This window comes from Parageobacillus thermoglucosidasius, assembly GCF_001295365.1.
GTDB lineage: Bacteria > Bacillota > Bacilli > Bacillales > Anoxybacillaceae > Parageobacillus > Parageobacillus thermoglucosidasius.
Genome location: NZ_CP012712.1, coordinates 1629220 through 1645647, shown reverse-complemented (window position 1 = coordinate 1645647; position 16428 = coordinate 1629220). Strand labels below are relative to the sequence as shown.

At 45.2% G+C, this 16428-nt stretch carries 11 protein-coding genes; all 11 read right to left on the bottom strand.

The features are described from left to right. Nucleotides 1-4: 4 nt before the first annotated feature. The 11 genes from AOT13_RS08170 to AOT13_RS08115 all read right to left on the bottom strand — a co-directional run bounded on the left by AOT13_RS08170 (nucleotide 5) and on the right by AOT13_RS08115 (nucleotide 16383). Nucleotides 5-1060 (bottom strand): phosphotransferase family protein, encoded by a 1056-nt coding sequence (locus AOT13_RS08170; RefSeq protein ID WP_042384938.1) that lies wholly within the window; start codon nucleotides 1058-1060, stop codon nucleotides 5-7. Between the two features lie 264 nt (nucleotides 1061-1324). Continuing rightward, the gene (locus AOT13_RS08165) at nucleotides 1325-1906 is read right to left on the bottom strand and encodes a TetR/AcrR family transcriptional regulator (protein ID WP_003252084.1); all 582 of its coding nucleotides are present in this window, start codon (nucleotides 1904-1906) and stop codon (nucleotides 1325-1327) included. Nucleotides 1907-2333: 427 nt separating this feature from the next. Then, nucleotides 2334-3110 carry an SDR family oxidoreductase gene (locus tag AOT13_RS08155; protein WP_003252085.1) on the bottom strand — a complete coding sequence of 259 codons (777 nt, stop codon included), beginning with the start codon at nucleotides 3108-3110 and terminating at the stop codon, nucleotides 2334-2336. An 18-nt stretch (nucleotides 3111-3128) separates the two neighbouring features. After that, a complete protein-coding gene (locus AOT13_RS08150) occupies nucleotides 3129-4337 on the bottom strand; it encodes an acyl-CoA dehydrogenase (protein ID WP_013401346.1) in 1209 nt (402 codons plus the stop codon). A 734-nt stretch (nucleotides 4338-5071) separates the two neighbouring features. Beyond that, the gene (locus AOT13_RS08145; RefSeq protein WP_003252087.1) at nucleotides 5072-5938 is read right to left on the bottom strand and encodes an NAD(P)-dependent oxidoreductase; all 867 of its coding nucleotides are present in this window, start codon (nucleotides 5936-5938) and stop codon (nucleotides 5072-5074) included. Between the two features lie 223 nt (nucleotides 5939-6161). Further along, nucleotides 6162-6947, bottom strand: a complete 786-nt coding sequence (locus tag AOT13_RS08140; protein WP_003252089.1) for an SDR family oxidoreductase — start codon at nucleotides 6945-6947, stop codon at nucleotides 6162-6164. Nucleotides 6948-7278: 331 nt separating this feature from the next. Continuing rightward, nucleotides 7279-8553 carry a 2-oxoglutarate dehydrogenase complex dihydrolipoyllysine-residue succinyltransferase gene (odhB, locus tag AOT13_RS08135; RefSeq protein WP_003252090.1) on the bottom strand — a complete coding sequence of 425 codons (1275 nt, stop codon included), beginning with the start codon at nucleotides 8551-8553 and terminating at the stop codon, nucleotides 7279-7281. Nucleotides 8554-8579: 26 nt separating this feature from the next. Then, nucleotides 8580-11438 carry a 2-oxoglutarate dehydrogenase E1 component gene (locus tag AOT13_RS08130; RefSeq protein WP_003252091.1) on the bottom strand — a complete coding sequence of 953 codons (2859 nt, stop codon included), beginning with the start codon at nucleotides 11436-11438 and terminating at the stop codon, nucleotides 8580-8582. A gap of 283 nt (nucleotides 11439-11721) precedes the next feature. Further along, nucleotides 11722-13695 (bottom strand): methyl-accepting chemotaxis protein, encoded by a 1974-nt coding sequence (locus tag AOT13_RS08125; protein ID WP_042384941.1) that lies wholly within the window; start codon nucleotides 13693-13695, stop codon nucleotides 11722-11724. A 700-nt stretch (nucleotides 13696-14395) separates the two neighbouring features. Further along, nucleotides 14396-16117, bottom strand: a complete 1722-nt coding sequence (ptsP, locus tag AOT13_RS08120) for a phosphoenolpyruvate--protein phosphotransferase (RefSeq protein WP_003252093.1) — start codon at nucleotides 16115-16117, stop codon at nucleotides 14396-14398. Beyond that, nucleotides 16117-16383, bottom strand: a complete 267-nt coding sequence (locus AOT13_RS08115; RefSeq protein ID WP_003252094.1) for a phosphocarrier protein HPr — start codon at nucleotides 16381-16383, stop codon at nucleotides 16117-16119. The genes ptsP and AOT13_RS08115 overlap by 1 nt, the downstream gene beginning before the upstream one ends. Nucleotides 16384-16428 lie beyond the last annotated feature (45 nt).

Here is a 16428-nt window from a genome sequence, read left to right as displayed (position 1 = left end):
CACCTCAACGCATCGCTAACTGCCATGCATATTTTATAAGTTCCGGAACAAACATGCCAAAATGGCGGAAACGCTCATCATTTGTTTGCCCGCGGCGATAGCGATAATAAATTTGCTGGCAAATGACAGAAAGCTTAAAATAAGCAAACGTTAAATAAAAATGCATGTTCGAAACATCGCGTCCACTTTTTTCCGCATACGCCCGGATAAATTCATCCCGCGTATAAAATCCCTGATATACAGTAACCGGCGTTTTTCCAAATCCGTTTTTTAGCGACAGCGGGTCGTCCTCTTGAATCCAATAACTCATTGCCACCGCCACATCCGCCAGCGGGTCTCCGACTGTCGACATTTCCCAGTCGAACAACCCGACCATTTTCGTAATATCGTCTTCTGCAAACAACGCATTGTTTAATTTATAATCATAGTGAATAATTGCTGCTTCGCTTTTTTCCGGAATATGGCTTGCAAGCCATTTCGTTAACGCTTCCACTTCTTGAATATCATCTGTCTTCGCCCGCTCGTACCGTTGAATCCAGCCATAAACTTGCCGCTCCATAAACCCTTCCGGCTTCGCCATGTTGGCTAAACGCGTTTTTGTGTAATCAAGATGATGTAATGCCACAAGCGTATCCACCATTGTTTCCGAAATATTCCGACATATTTCCTCCTTCGGAGTGACATGTGCTGGAAATTCTGTATCCAATACGATGCCTTTGCGCCGCTCCATAATGAAAAACGGGCTTCCGATAATCGATTCATCATCACAAAACAACAGCGGCTTTGGCGCCAACGAAAAGAGCGGATGAATTTCTGTGAGCCATGCGCTTTCCCTTTTCATATCGTGCGCTTTTGGCGCCACCGGACCAAGCGGCGGGCGGCGCAGCACCGCTTCCCATTCACCGCACGATAACAAATATGTCAAATTAGAACGCCCCGCCGAAAATTGTTGGATTTGAAGAGGCTCTTCTGGAAAATCGGGAATCATCTTTCTTAAAAAAGCCGTTAACTTATCGGCTGGCAATTCTTCTCCTTTGCGCACAGGAATAATCGCTGCCACTACTGTTTCTCCTTTCCATTGCGGATGTTTCCGGCACTGCCGAATCGATGGTTCTTCCATGCGATTAGCGCAAATTACGCTAGCACTCGATTGCTGTTTCATGGAACTGTTGCCAATACAAGCAATACGTGAATCTGCTTTTTACTGACTAGTTAGTATGTTGAAATAAGCGGCAAAAAGCTGCCCTCTTCGCTTCGCCGGCGATGTCGCGGCAGTCATTAGCCCGGACGCTGAATTGTTTCGTCTCGCTGCAAGCCTTTGGAATTAGCCGATAGCAGACGACCTTTTCTCCATTCCTTCCAGCAAAATCGCCACCATTTGTTTCGCTACTTCGAAATCGCTTAGTTCGCCATCAGGCCGAAACCATTGATAGCTCCAGTTTGCCGCCCCCAAAACCGTCAATGCCGCGATAGACGGGTGCAAATCTTCGCGAAACTCTCCATTTTTGATTCCTTTTTCAATTAACGATTGAAGTCCGTAGCGAAACATGTCGCGTTTTTCGCTAATCTTTTTTAAATGTTCTTCATTTAAATGTTTCATTTCCCGGAAAAAAACGCGCGCCTGTCTCCCCTGTTTCTCAATGTTATGAATCAGCATATAGACGATGTCCAATACTTTTTCCTTTGCCGTTTTTGCAGGATCGCCGATAATTTTCTTTTGCTTTTCCAGCAATCCTTCAATATAGCGGAGATGAATATCCATTAGCAATTCTTCTTTGCTTTTAAAATAATAGTAAAATGTTCCTTTTGTCACTCCCAGCGCATCCACAATATCTTGAACCGAAGTTTCGCTAAATCCATTTTCATCAAATAGTGCGATGCTTGCTTCCATAATCTTTTCCTTCACGCTCTTTCACCTTTCCTGTCTTTTGTCATTCCCGTCATTATATCATAAAACGTTCAAGCCGATGTAGCAACTGGCATTTGACTTGACCGTCGCGAAAGAGCACGTTTCTTTCTTTATTTGGGGCGGGACACTTCTTTGTGAAGGGCGCGGCGTCAAATTTTCCGGCATTTGTTTTCGGCAATTCGTCAGCATAATGGCAACACGCCTCCCCCTTTTGGGCACCTTTCCGCTGCAAGCTTGAGGCAATTTTTTCGACAAGATAAGCAAGCTCGCCATCCGGCCATAAAAAGCGAATGCTAGATTGCCGCCATATTGTTTGGCCCGTTTCTTGTAACAACATATCGCACAACGTCATATGAGGAACAGCAAACTGGAAAGCTATATGCTTCAGATATAACGAAGCCGCCTTCTTTTTTCTCCACTTTTTTTAAAAGCCCGCATGTGTGCCGCCATCGACAACGATCAATGATCCCGTCACGAAATCGGAAGCGCGGGACGCTAAAAACAACACTGCACCTTTCAAATCATCTTCTCCGCCAAAACGTTTTAGCGGCGTGTTTTCCAAAATTTTTTTCCCCACTCGTTCAAGAATGACCTTTGACATTTTCGTCGGGAAAAATCCCGGAGCAACCGCATTGACATGAATCCCGTATTTTCCCCATTTTACCGCTAAATCTTTTGTTAACGTAATGATTGCTCCTTTGCTTGTGTTGTAACCGATCGTATTTAACACTTCCGGATTGGTTCCGCCGAGTCCGGCGATGGAAGCAATATTGATAATTTTGCCGCTTTGCTGCCGAATCATCACTTTTCCGGCGGCTTGGCTCATCAAAAACGTTCCGGTGACATTGACGTCCATCACTTTCTGCCACGCCTCTAGCGGCATTTCCTCCGCAGGCGCCCCCCATGTCGCGCCGCTGTTATTGACTAAAATATCAATTCGTCCAAATTCGTCTGCCGTCGCTTGAACGACGCGCTGCACATCGTCCGGATTAGTGACATCGCATGGCAACGCAAGTGATTTCACGCCAAGTTTCTCTAATTTTTCTTTTACTTGCTCACACGCCTCCACTTTCCGCGAACATACGACAACATTGGCTCCCGCTTCTGCCAAACCGACGGCGATTTGCTCGCCTAACCCTCGTCCTCCTCCTGTGACGATCGCTGTCTTTCCCGTAATTTTAAATAAGTCAAGCACATGCATTCTGACTCTCTCCTTTTATTATTGATATTGCCGCAATTCTAACTTAGCGATCTGCTCTTTATGCACCTCATCCGGTCCATCGGCCAGACGTAACGTGCGCGCATTCGCCCAGTGTGCCGCAAGCGGGAAATCGTCGCTGATTCCCGCCGCGCCAAACGCCTGAATCGCACGGTCGATCACTTTTAACGCAACATTTGGCGCGACTACTTTAATCATCGCAATTTCTTTTTTCGCTGCTTTGTTACCAAATTTATCCATCATATACGCCGCTTTTAATGTCAGCAGCCGTGCTTGCTCAATCTCAACGCGCGACTGGGCAATCCAATCACGGATAACCCCTTGTTCCGCCAGCGTCCTCCCGAACGCCACCCGCTTTTGCACGCGCTGGCACATTAACTCAAGCGCCCTCTCCGCCGCTCCGATCAGACGCATGCAATGGTGGATGCGCCCTGGGCCAAGACGTCCTTGCGCAATGGCAAACCCTTTTCCTTCCTCCCAAATAATGTTTTCTTTCGGCACACGAACATGGTCATACGTAATTTCCGCATGGCCGTGCGGCCCATGATCATATCCAAACACGGAAAGCATCCGCTCTATTTTCACTCCCGGTGTATCAAGCGGCACAAGAATCATCGATTGCTGTTCATGCCTCGGCGCGTCTGGATTCGTTTTTCCCATGACAATCGCGATTTTGCATCGCGGATCGCCGGCTCCCGATGACCACCACTTCCGTCCTGTAATCACATATTCGTCGCCATCGCGGACGATGCTCGCACGGATGTTCGTCGCATCGCTTGACGCAACATCCGGTTCCGTCATTGAAAAACATGAGCGAATCTCCCCGTTTAACAACGGGATCAACCATTTCTTCTTTTGTTCTTCCGTTCCATAGCGAACGAGCACTTCCATATTTCCTGTATCGGGGGCATTGCAATTAAACACTTCTGGCGCGATGAGGGAACGCCCCATCATCTCGCAAAGCGGAGCATACTCTAAATTGGTCAGCCCTGCTCCATATTCACTATCTGGCAAAAATAAGTTCCATAACCCTGCTTTTTTCGCTTTTGCTTTTAATTCTTCGATAATCGGCGGGATAGCGGACCACCGCGATTCTTGCGCATTAAGCTGCGCTTCGTACACTTTTTCATTCGGGTAAATGTATTCTTCCATGAAAGCGCTTAATTTTTTTGACAGTTCTTTTACTTTCGGTGAATAAGAAAAATCCATATATCCCCCTCCTTTTTATACTGACCGGTTAGTATGCAACTTTATTTTACTATATCTCTATTTATAAAAATATTCAATATTTTAAGATAAATAACATAAAAAATGACAAACTATTTGTATACCGATTTTAAGCTTTAACATGGCGATAAAATCTGAGGCCAAGAAGCGGAGGTCTTACTTCGGCTTCTTTATGGAGGAACATCATTGGGTTTTTCATTGCCTCTTTTTGAAATCAATGTTATTTTTTTATAACTTGTGACATCTGTCCGTTTCAAAAATTCCGGCAATACATTTAATGTTTATAGATACTCTTGGAGGTGATTTCCTTGTTTTGTCCTAGACCAATTATATGCCCACCGAGATATGTGGTGCGAGACCGTTACATTCCTCGTGTAGTCCCTTATATTCATCCGGTTGTCAATATTAATCGCTACAATATCGTCAATGTTCCGAGACATATTTACAGACCTATTACAAAAAACGTGGTTGTTGACCCTGGGTACCCTACGCATTGCTGCTAAGCACACAAATGCCCTGCTTTTACCAAGCGAGGGATTTGTATAGTAAGAAGAAAAAAATGCCCGGAAGCTTAAACCGTTTTTCCCAATGAACACGGACCGCCATCCGCCGGTTTTTGGCAAAATCCTTATGGCGAAAATTTGGCCCCAAAAAGAAAAGGAACACTGGAAAACTCCAGTGTTCCGAGTTTTTTGAATAAGGATACATCATTGTAATTATTCTTGAATGTACCGTTTGTATAAAGCTTGCGTGCCGCTATTTTCCTCTCCTGCTTTTGCCAGTTCTTCATACATCGATTTCGCAAGCGCAAGCCCCGGCAGTTGCAAATTCATTTTTTCCGCTTCTTCCAACGCGATTTTCATATCTTTAATAAAATGTTTAACATAAAAGCCTGGTTGAAAATCTCCCGCGAGCATGCGAGGCGCCAAATTGCTCAATGACCAGCTTCCTGCCGCGCCTTGCGAAATGCTTTCTAACACTTTTAACGGATCCAATCCTGAACGTTTCGCGTATGCAAGTGCCTCACAGACACCAATCATGTTTGATGCGATCGCAATTTGATTGCACATTTTCGTGTGCTGGCCAGCGCCAGCCTTTCCTTGGTGGACAATATTCGTCCCCAATCTTTCCAAAATCGGCTTGCATGCAGAAAAGACTTCTTCATCGCCGCCGACCATAATCGTCAACTTTCCTTCTTTTGCGCCAATATCCCCGCCAGAAACAGGGGCGTCAAGCGCATAAACATTCCGTTCTTTCGCCGCTTTATAAATTTTTTCGGCGAGCGATGGAGTTGATGTGGTCATGTCGATCACATATGTACCTTCTTTCACATTCGCAAGTATTCCTTCTTCTCCAAAATACACTTCTTCCACATCTTTTGGATATCCAACCATTGTTATGACAACATCCGCCTCTTTCGCAAGCTGAGCGACTGTTTCTTTCCAAACGGCTCCCTCGGCAATGAGATCGTTCGCCTTTTCTTTCGTCCGCGTGTTAACAAGCAGCGGATACCCAGCTTTTAGCAAATTGCGCGCCATGCTTTTCCCCATTACGCCAAGACCGATAAATCCGATTGTTTTCACCGTCTTGTCCCCCTCCCTACGATGAATTCATCACAAAATATTTGCTTTGCGGCGCTGCTTTTTCATCCTCTTTTCGCTTCATTCTGCAATGCAAAACCTTTCGTCGATCCGGCAATGCCACGTTTTGTTCATGGAAAGAAGGCGCCAATCCTGTCTGCCGAAACTTGCAAAAAGATCCGCAATGAACTTGTGCGCCTGCACGCGAAAAATACGTTCATCTTTATTAAATCGCTCTTACCATTCCGCCGTCAACAATGAGTGATTGACCGGTGATGTAAGAGTTAGCTTCTGAAAGAAGGAATACAACGGCGTTGGCAAATTCCTCCGGCGTACCGTAACGGTTAAGCGGAATCGCGCTTTTCATGCGCTCCTCCATTTCCTCCTGCGAAATTCCTAATTTTTCAGCATTAATTTTGTCCAAAAACGCGACTCTTTCTGTTGCAATTCGCCCTGGTGCAACGGTATTAACTAAAATGTTGTACGGCGCAAACTCGGCAGCCAGTGTTTTCGTCAAACCGACGATGCCAGTGCGGAATGTATTAGATAAAATTAATCCCGGAATCGGCACTTTAATGGAAGAAGAAGCGATGTTGACAATTTTCCCACCTTTTTTCTTTAAATACGGAAGCGCTTCGCGAATAATGCGGATATAGCTAAGCAAATTCAACTCAAACGCATAGTACCAGTCTTCGTCGCTGATCGTTTCAAACGTTCCCGCAGGAGGCCCTCCAGCGTTGTTTACCAACAAATCAATTGTTCCATAAGTATCTACCGTTTTTTGCACAAGGCGGCGAATATCTTCCGCCTTCGTAATATCTGCTTGAACGTAGGCAACTTTTCCTTTATTTAAACCACGCAACTCTTGTTCTACCTCTTGCAGTTTCTCTTCGTTCCGGCTTGTAATCATAACATTCGCCCCTTCCAGCACAAGCTGCCGGGCAATTGCTTTGCCAAGGCCTTGACTGGATGCGACGACAAGCGCAGCTTTTCCTGATAAGCGCAACTCCATAGCTTTTTCCTCCTCCACCATAAACGTTTTTATTAAAATAATTTCGTCACGCTTTCCCCTTTTCCTTCTTTACAAATATTACAAAAAAGCAGCTCATGCATTGAACAAAATGATCATATCCTCTATTTGCATGAAACACGTTTTCGTGCACCGTTAACTTGCTTCTCCCGTTTTCACGAGCGCATCAATCGAAAAACGCATTAACAAACATATTATCGCTTCTTGGCAACGTTCCGTTACCATCGAGCGGAGCGCTCCATTTTAGCATCCGTTAATCGGAAAAAGGAGGAGACTCCAAAGAGACGGTTTTTTGGAGTCTGCCTCCTTTTTCTTAACTTTCTAAAAGAAGATCTTCTGGATTTTCGATCAAGTCTTTGATCGTTTTCAAAAAGCCAACCGCTTCTTTTCCATCAATAATTCGATGATCATATGATAACGCGACATACATCATCGGACGATTTTCGATTCGCTCTTCGTCGATTGCCACAGGACGAAGCTTGATGGCATGCATTCCTAAAATGCCGACTTGCGGTCCATTAAGAAGCGGAGTGGAAAACAGCGAACCAAACACTCCACCGTTTGTTATCGTAAACGTTCCGCCCTGCAAGTCGCTTAGCGATAGTTTATTGTTGCGCGCTTTTTCAGCCAATTCAGCAATATCTCTTTCGATTTCAGCAAAGTTTTTCCGATCGCAGTCGCGCACCACCGGAACAACCAATCCTTCGTCGGTGGAAACAGCGACGCCAATATCGTAATATTTTTTCAAGATAATTTCATCACCTTGAATTTCCGCATTGACGTAAGGATATTTTTTCAATGCCGCTACCGCCGCTTTTACAAAGAAAGACATAAACCCGAGGCGCACATCGTGCTCTTCGAAAAATTTCTCTTTTTTCCGTTTTCGCAATGCTATAACCGCCGACATATCGATTTCATTAAATGTCGTCAACATCGCCGTAGATTGCGTTACTTCCAATAAACGTTTGGCAATCGTCTGGCGGCGGCGCGACATTTTTTCGCGGACAACCGGCTTGCCGTCATCTTGTTTCGCTACAGATGGAGCTGGTTGCTGCGGCTGCGGAACCGGTGCTGCCGGCGCCGCTTGCGGTCTTGATTGTTGTTGCGCAAATGACTCCACATCTTGTTTGCGGACACGGCCTAACGGATCAACAGTAGGGACTTGTGTTAAATCAATGCCCTTTTCTCTTGCGATTTTGCGCGCTGCCGGCGAAGCAACCGGGCGCTGTGCCGGATGAGTGCCAGCCGCGACTGGCTGTTCCTGTTTTTCTTCCGTGCTGACCGCTGCCGCTTCTTGCGCTGCTTCTGGCGTTGCTTTGCTTGCTGCTTCTTGTGCAGCCGGCTGAGCAGCCTGCCCTTCGCCAATGACAGCGATCGCTTGCCCTACGGCGACTGTGTCTCCTTCCCTTGCTAAAATTTGTTGCAATACTCCGGATTCTTCCGCCATAATTTCAACATTGACTTTATCTGTTTCCAATTCGCAAATCGATTCACCTTTTTCCACATACTCACCAGGCTTTTTCAACCATTGCGCGATGGTCCCTTCTGTAATGGATTCTGCTAATTCTGGAACTTTGACTTCAGCCACGTTAATGACCTCCCTAGATCTTGCTATTATTGTTCTTTTTTCGTTAATGCACATTGAATGATGCGTTCTTGTTCTTTTCGATGGACGACAGGATCGCCTTCTGCAGGGCTCGCCCGTCTGCGTCTTCCGATATAGCTTACATCTACCCCATCTGGAGCGATTTCACGCAATTTCGGCTCGACATAACACCAGCTTCCCATGTTTTGCGGTTCTTCTTGAACCCATACGATTTCCTTAATGTTAGGATAGCGCACTAAAATCGCTTGCAGTTCCTCTTTCGGGAATGGATACAATTCTTCTATGCGTACGACATGGAGCCAATCTAAACCTTCCATTTTATTGATTTGTTCCGCCAAATCAACCGTCAACTTTCCTGTGCCTAAAATGATTCTTTCCACTTTCTCGCGGTTTTCGCCAAGCCCTTTTTGTTCAAGAACAGGCTGGAACTGTCCGTTCGTGAACTCTTCCACATCCGAAGCAGCCAGCGGATGCCGCAGCAGGCTTTTCGGCGTCATCAGCACTAACGGGCGCACTTCCTCCCATTGCAAAATGCTCGCTTGCCGGCGCAAAATATGGAAATATTGGGCAGATGTAGACAGGTTCGCTACCGTCCAGTTATTTTCCGCCGCTAATTGCAAAAACCGTTCTAAACGGGCACTCGAATGTTCCGGACCTTGTCCTTCATACCCGTGCGGAAGCAGCATAACAAGGCCTGATTTTTGTCCCCATTTCGCCCGTCCGGACGAAATAAACTGATCAAACATTACTTGCGCCATATTGGCAAAGTCGCCGAATTGCGCCTCCCATAAAACGAGCGTTTCCGGCGCAAAGACGTTATACCCGTATTCGTAGCCCAGCACTGCTGCTTCTGTCAGCGGGCTGTTGTAAACAACAAACGAGGCGTTCGCTTCGCTAATATGATGAAGCGGCACAAATTCTTCGCCTGTTTTCACATCATGCAACACAAGATGGCGTTGGGCGAACGTACCGCGCTGCGAATCTTGGCCGGTAAGCCGGATTGGGACACCATCGCGCAAAATCGTCGCGAAAGCAAGAATTTCCGCATGCGCCCAATCAATTTTCCCATTGCCGTCAAACACGCCGTCGCGGCGTTTTAAAATGCGCTCTAACTTATTAAACACATGGAAATTAGGAGGAAACTGCAATAACTCTTTGTTCAGCCGGCGCAATACCTCTTTTTCCACAGCCGTTTTAACAAATGGCAATTTTCTTGCCACCGGTTTCGGCGGATCCATGATAAAGTCGAGCTTTGTCTCGTCTTTCGGAACTCTTTCGTACGCGTTTTTCAAGCGCTCGGCAACTTCCCGTTCCATCTCTTCAACCGCTTCTTTTGCAATAACCCCTTTTTCCACCAGCTTTTGCGCATAAAGTTGGCGAACCGTCGGGTGCTGTTGGATCACGTTATACATTGTCGGATTTGTCGCCATCGGTTCATCCATTTCGTTATGGCCGAAGCGGCGGTAGCCAATTAAATCGATGACAAAATCTTTTTTGAAGCGCTGGCGGTATTTAAACGCAAGGTTCGCCGCCGCCAAACACGCTTCCGGATCGTCGGCGTTTACATGCACAATCGGTATTTCAAAGCCTTTTGCGATGTCAGATGCGTATCTCGTGGAACGTGAATCATAGCTTTCTGTCGTGAAGCCGATCATATTGTTCGCAATAATATGAATCGACCCGCCCGTCTGATATCCACGCAAGCGGCTTAAGTTCAATGTTTCTGCGACAATTCCCTGTCCAGGAAATGCCGCGTCTCCGTGAATCATAATGGCGAACGACGAATCTGTATCTTGAGACGGCACGCCCGCGTTCGAGCGATCCTCTTGGGCAGCGCGTGTAAACCCTAAAACGACCGGGCTGACTACTTCGAGATGGCTCGGGTTGTTCGCCAGCGTTATTCTCATCGTATGCTCATTTTTGTTTCGCAAGCGGCGTGCTGCGCCCAAATGGTATTTTACATCCCCCGTCCAGCCATACGTAATCGCTACCGAACCTTCCGACGGGATGAAATCTTTGCTTTCCGCATGTTGAAACTCGGCAAAAATCATTTCATACGGCTTGCCAAGAACGTGAGCGAGCACATTTAAGCGTCCGCGGTGCGCCATGCCGATATTAATCGCTTTCACTTCATTCTCAATGGAATGGCGGACGAGTTCGTCCAGCAGCGGAACCATCGAATCCAACCCTTCGATGGAAAAACGCTTTTGGCCGACAAACGTGCGATGAAGAAACTTTTCAAATCCTTCCACTTCCGTAAGGCGGCGAAGCAAGGCCACCTTTTCTTCATTCGACAAACTTGGGTAATATGCACCTGATTCAATTTCCCGAATTAACCAGTTTTTTTCTTCTAAATTATGTACTTGCGAAAATTCAAAAGCAATTTTATCAGTATATATTTTTCTTAAATGGTTAATCGCATCCAATCCATTGCGGACGTGCGAAGGCGCGTGCGGGCAAATAAACGGAACCGGAATTTCTTTTAAATCTTCTTCCGTCAGATCGAATTCACTTAACTCAATGCGTCGCAAATCTTTATTTTGCTTGTTTAATGGGTTGACATCTGCTGCCAGATGGCCGTAATGACGAATGTTGTCAGCTAGCTTAACGGCCGCAACGAGTTTGCTAAATATCGTCGGATTCTCAGGAAGACGGAACGTTTGGTGAGTTTTCGCGGCGCTTTCGCTATACTCAAACCGTTCGGCTTCCGCTGGCGGCGCCCCCCACTGTTCAAACAGCTGCTTCAATTCGGGGTCGACGCTGTCCGGGTCCTCCAGATACTGTTCATACTTTTCCATCACGTATCCAAGGTTCGGACCATAAAACTGACTCCATGGTTCTGCGTTGCTTATCGTTTGCTTTGCCATTTTTGAAAAACCTCCAACTATTTTCATTCATTTGGGAATAGTCGGACACGCCCCGCTCATATGAGCAAAATACGAAACGAGGCATGCCGCTCGTCATACATTGTCCCCAAACAAACAAAGAAATAACGTTATAAACGTTTTCAATCTATATTTTAGCACTATTATTCATTAAAATCGATGATTAAAAACTAAAAATCGTCATATAATTTATTTTTTTAAGTAGAGTTTAAAAACATAAAAAAAAAGCGGCAAACATACATGTCTGCCGCAGAAACATAAAAATTTACAGTTTAAATTTTTCCACAAGCTTTTGTAACTTCCGTCCCATCTCGCTTAATGATTCCGCTGATTCCGTCACCGTACTTAATGACTGTAATTGATTATCAGCCGACGCTGCCACTTCTTCAGCAGCAGCCGCGGATTGCTGTGCGATCGCGGAAATGCTTTGCATCGCTTCGATCACGCCATCCTTGCTTTCATTCATCCGATTTGTTTCATCTGTAATATTAGCGATCGCTGTTGTTAACTCTTCCATCATTGACGCAATTTTGAAAAATGAATCGCCGGTTACATGGACGGCCTGTTGCTGTTGTTCGTACATATCTTTAGAATGGCTTAGCGCCTGTATCGCAAGATCGACTTGCTGTTGAATCATCGCGATCGTCTGGCGGATTAAGTCGGTCGCTTTTGCCGATTGCTCCGCTAACTTGCGCACTTCTTCCGCAACAACGGCAAATCCTTTTCCATGCTCTCCCGCTCTTGCTGCCTCGATGCTGGCATTTAAGGCAAGCAAATTCGTTTGCCCCGAAATCGCTGTTATCGTTTGAATGACTTCATCGATTTTTTTCATTTTTTCAACTAAGTCGTTCATTACTTTTTCCACCGCAAACAGTTCTTTTTTCGCCTCATCCGATTTTAATTGCAGCACATTTAAGTTCTCCAGCCCGTTATAGCTTGCTTCTTTTGTTTCATTCGATAATGTTTGCATATTTGCCGCCGATTGCGTAACAGTTTCAATTTGCTGCGAAAGCGCTGCCGTCCGTTCGTTAATCGTATCTAAGTCGCCGGCTTGCTCCGTCGCTCCTTTCGCAATATCGTTAATGGCGCTTGCAACTTGCTCGCTCGTCGCCACTGTTTCCTCAGAAACAGCGCTGAGATGATCGGCGGAAGCGGCCAGCTCGGCTACCGATTCATTAATTTGGCGAATAATCTCCCGCACTTGCGAAGTCATATAATTGAAATGATTGGCTAATTGTCCTATTTCATCTTTTGATTTCACTTGCACATGCACCGTTAAGTCTCCTTGGGCTACTTTTTCCGTTTGATGCTGAAGCGCCACTAGCGGCTTAACGATCGAGCGGGAAAGGAAATAAATGATAACGATGCCAATTAATATGGCGATAGCGGCAATTGTAAACATTTTAACAGCGAGCGAATTGCTGATGACAAACAAATCTTTCTCTTTATATACAGCGCCAACCTTCCAGCCTAACTCAGGAATAGTGTCAAAATACATAACCCGTTTTTCATTTTCGGATGTATATGTATAGAAGCCGCTTTTATTCGCTAACATGCGCTTGACGCTTGGATTGTCTGACATATCTTTTCCTTTATATTTTGGGTGGACAATCGCGATTCCGCTTTGATCAACCAAAACGGGATAGCCGTTATACCCGACATCGCTACCATTAACAATTTTTGTGACAGCATCTAACGTCATGTCCATCCCAATCACAGCGACGACACGCCCGTTTTCTGTTACCGCTTTGGCCAATGTAACGACATTCTTTCCGGTTATTTGATCGACATAAGGCTTTGTCCAAATGACTTCATCTGGATTTGCTTCCGCTGCTTTATACCATGGACGAGCTGTCGGGTCATAGCCATCAGTCAGCTGCATCGCCGGCGTTGCATACATTTTTTTATCGGTTGTGCCAATATAAACAAGCTGCACATTTTCATGGATTTTTAAAAATGTGCGAAATTCTTGGTCAAGTTCCGACCATGCTGTATTATTTTTCACCATTCTTGCCACAACAGGGGATTCGCTGAATTGCAGCAAACTATTTTCCTCGCTTTGGAAACTGTCGCGAATATCCCCGACTACCCCTTTTATGATCGTTCGTGCGCGTTGTTCAACATCTTCTTGGATCACTTTTTTCGTTTCAACGACCCCGACAATTTGAGTGATCATCAATGAAACGATCATCAACAAAGCCATCAATGCGATAAGTTTTGCCTTTAATGTTTTGAACACTTCCCCATTTCTCTCCTTTGCGCATTTTCATTTTTTGTCGAATCTTGTTGTATTCATTATAAATTTTATCATTATTTTCCGTCTATAGGAGCAGCTTCTCATAATGAAAAATTTATGAACAAGCGGTGGCAAAATATATTTGGCAAATGACCAATGTTATTCCCAAAAAATATGCACACACCGGGATAAATCGTTTTATTATTTTTGGAATGAAAACAAGAAATATTAAAAAATAAGGAATACAATATTTTTTTCATGCTATGCCTGCGATGGTTTTATATGATATATGATTTTAACGAACTATTCAGAAAAAAGAAGAAAGATGGAAAAGAATAGAATAGTATATTAATAACAATGTACTGCAAAAATGATTACACAACGATGTAAAAACGAGGTTTCGCCATTCAGCTGCGTTTAACAAGAAGCTTTCCGCAGCTGTTTCCAGCTGATGATGGTGAAACAGAGAACAACTCGCCGCTTATGTTTCGTGATTGCCTTAAAAGCCGCTGACCGCCGCTCTTCATCGGCTTCCCGTTTTTACAAAAGCAGCAGGCGGGGTATTCGCTCGGCATTCTGGCACTTCTTGCGACAAAAAACAAACGAGCGCTTTCTCATTCCCGTACAACCGGCAGCTTCGGATCAGCCAATGCTGCACAAATTAGCAAATTAGCGGTGGAATATGACTCCACCGCTAATTCCATTATTCTATATGAAACGTTTGTTTCACAAACGCAACGACCTCTTCTGCTGTGCTCATCGACAGCAGCGTTTCTTTAAAGCGCGCCGCATCTTCTTTGGACAATTTTTTCATTTGCGAACGCGCGCGCAAAATGGAAGTTGCGCTCATGCTGAACTCGTCCAATCCTAACCCGAGCAAAATCGGAATCGCTACAGGGTCGCCCGCCATCTCACCGCACATTCCAGCCCATTTTCCTTCTTTATGCGCCGCATCAATCACATTGCTAATCAAGCGCAAAATGGCTGGATGATACGGTTGGTAAAGGTAAGAGACTCGTTCGTTCATGCGGTCAGCAGCCATCGTATATTGAATTAAATCATTTGTGCCGATGCTGAAAAAATCCACTTCTTTCGCAAATTGATCGGCAAGGACTGCTGCCGCAGGAATTTCCACCATCATGCCGACTTCAATGTCTTCTTTGACCGGCACGCCTTCGCGCTGCAATTTCTCTTTTTCTTCTAAAAGAATCGCTTTTGCTTGGCGAAACTCATCAAGCGTGGCGATCATCGGGAACATAATTTTCAAATTCCCGTATACGCTCGCCCGCAATAAAGCACGAAGCTGTGTGCGGAACATATCTTGCATTTCTAGGCAAAGGCGAATCGCGCGGAATCCTAAAAACGGGTTCATTTCTTTCGGCAAATCTAAATATGGAAGCTCTTTATCGCCGCCGATATCAAGCGTGCGCACAACAACAGGTTTTCCTTCCATGCGTTCAAGCACCGTTTTATATGCTTCAAACTGCTCTTCTTCTGTCGGCAGTTCAGAGCGTCCCATGTATAAAAATTCCGTACGGTATAAACCAATTCCTTCTGCTCCGTTTTCGAGCGCTCCTTTGACATCATCCGGCGTGCCGATGTTGGCAGCTAATTCCACATGATGCTCGTCGCTCGTCACCGTTTTTTCATGAACGAGCTTTGCCCATTCTGCTTTTTGTGCTTCATAGCGGGCGCGTTTTTCTTCATATTGCGCGAGCATTTCTTCCGATGGATTAACAATGACGTTACCGTCCAATCCATCGATAATGACAACATCACCAGTTTGAATTTCCGCTGTCACTTGTTTCGTGCCGACAACAGCCGGAATTTCCATGGATCTTGCCATGATCGCCGAATGAGATGTACGCCCTCCGATATCGGTTGCAAAACCTTTAACATATTGGCGATTTAACTGGGCTGTATCGGATGGGGTTAAGTCTTCGGCAATAATCACAACTTCTTCAGAGATAAGACTTGGGTTGGAAATCGTAACTCCAAGCAAATGAGCAAGTACCCGCTTTGTCACATCGCGAATGTCGGCGGCGCGTTCTTTCATATACTCATTATCCATCGCTTCGAACATGGAAATGAACATCTCCGCCGTTTCATGCAACGCATATTCCGCGTTCACTTGCTCCGCTTCAATTTTTTCTTTCACCGGATTCAATAATTCTGGATCATTTAATACAAGCAGGTGTGCAGCAAAAATCGCGGCTTTGTCTTCCCCTAATTGTTGCAACGCATGCTGTTTGATGATTTCCAGTTCTTCTTTCGCTTTTGCGACTGCCGCTTCGAAACGTGCAACTTCTGCTTGTGGATCAGAAACGGCTTTTTTCTCTACAACGAAATTAGGGGTTTCTAAGCGGTACGCCTTGGCAATGGCGATACCGCTCGATGCAGCAATTCCTTGAATTGTCTTTGTCATTATTGTGCAAGACCTTCCTTATTTAATGTTTCTGTCAATGCTGCCATCGCGTCTGCTGCATCTGCCCCTTCCGCCGTAATTTTGATTTGAGCACCTTTTGGAATTCCTAATGACATAACACCCATGATCGATTTTAAGTTTACCGTTTTTCCATTATACTCCAAATTAAGGTCGCTATTGAATTTGCTTGCCGTTTGTACAAGTATTGTCGCAGGGCGAGCGTGAATTCCAGATTCTGAAGTTACTGTAAATACTTTCTCAGCCATCGTTGTCATTCCCCTTTTCCATTATATTTTCGTTTGACATCATAT

Bases quoted from the DNA above. Each gene is read 5' to 3' on its own strand.
- AOT13_RS08155 (WP_003252085.1), bottom strand. From the start codon at position 3,110: ATGCATGTGCTTGACTTATTTAAAATTACGGGAAAGACAGCGATCGTC.
- AOT13_RS08130 (WP_003252091.1), bottom strand. From the start codon at position 11,438: ATGGCAAAGCAAACGATAAGCAACGCAGAACCATGGAGTCAGTTTTAT.
- ptsP (WP_003252093.1), bottom strand. From the start codon at position 16,117: ATGACAAAGACAATTCAAGGAATTGCTGCATCGAGCGGTATCGCCATT.
- AOT13_RS08150 (WP_013401346.1), bottom strand. From the start codon at position 4,337: ATGGATTTTTCTTATTCACCGAAAGTAAAAGAACTGTCAAAAAAATTA.
- AOT13_RS08115 (WP_003252094.1), bottom strand. From the start codon at position 16,383: ATGGCTGAGAAAGTATTTACAGTAACTTCAGAATCTGGAATTCACGCT.
- AOT13_RS08140 (WP_003252089.1), bottom strand. From the start codon at position 6,947: ATGGAGTTGCGCTTATCAGGAAAAGCTGCGCTTGTCGTCGCATCCAGT.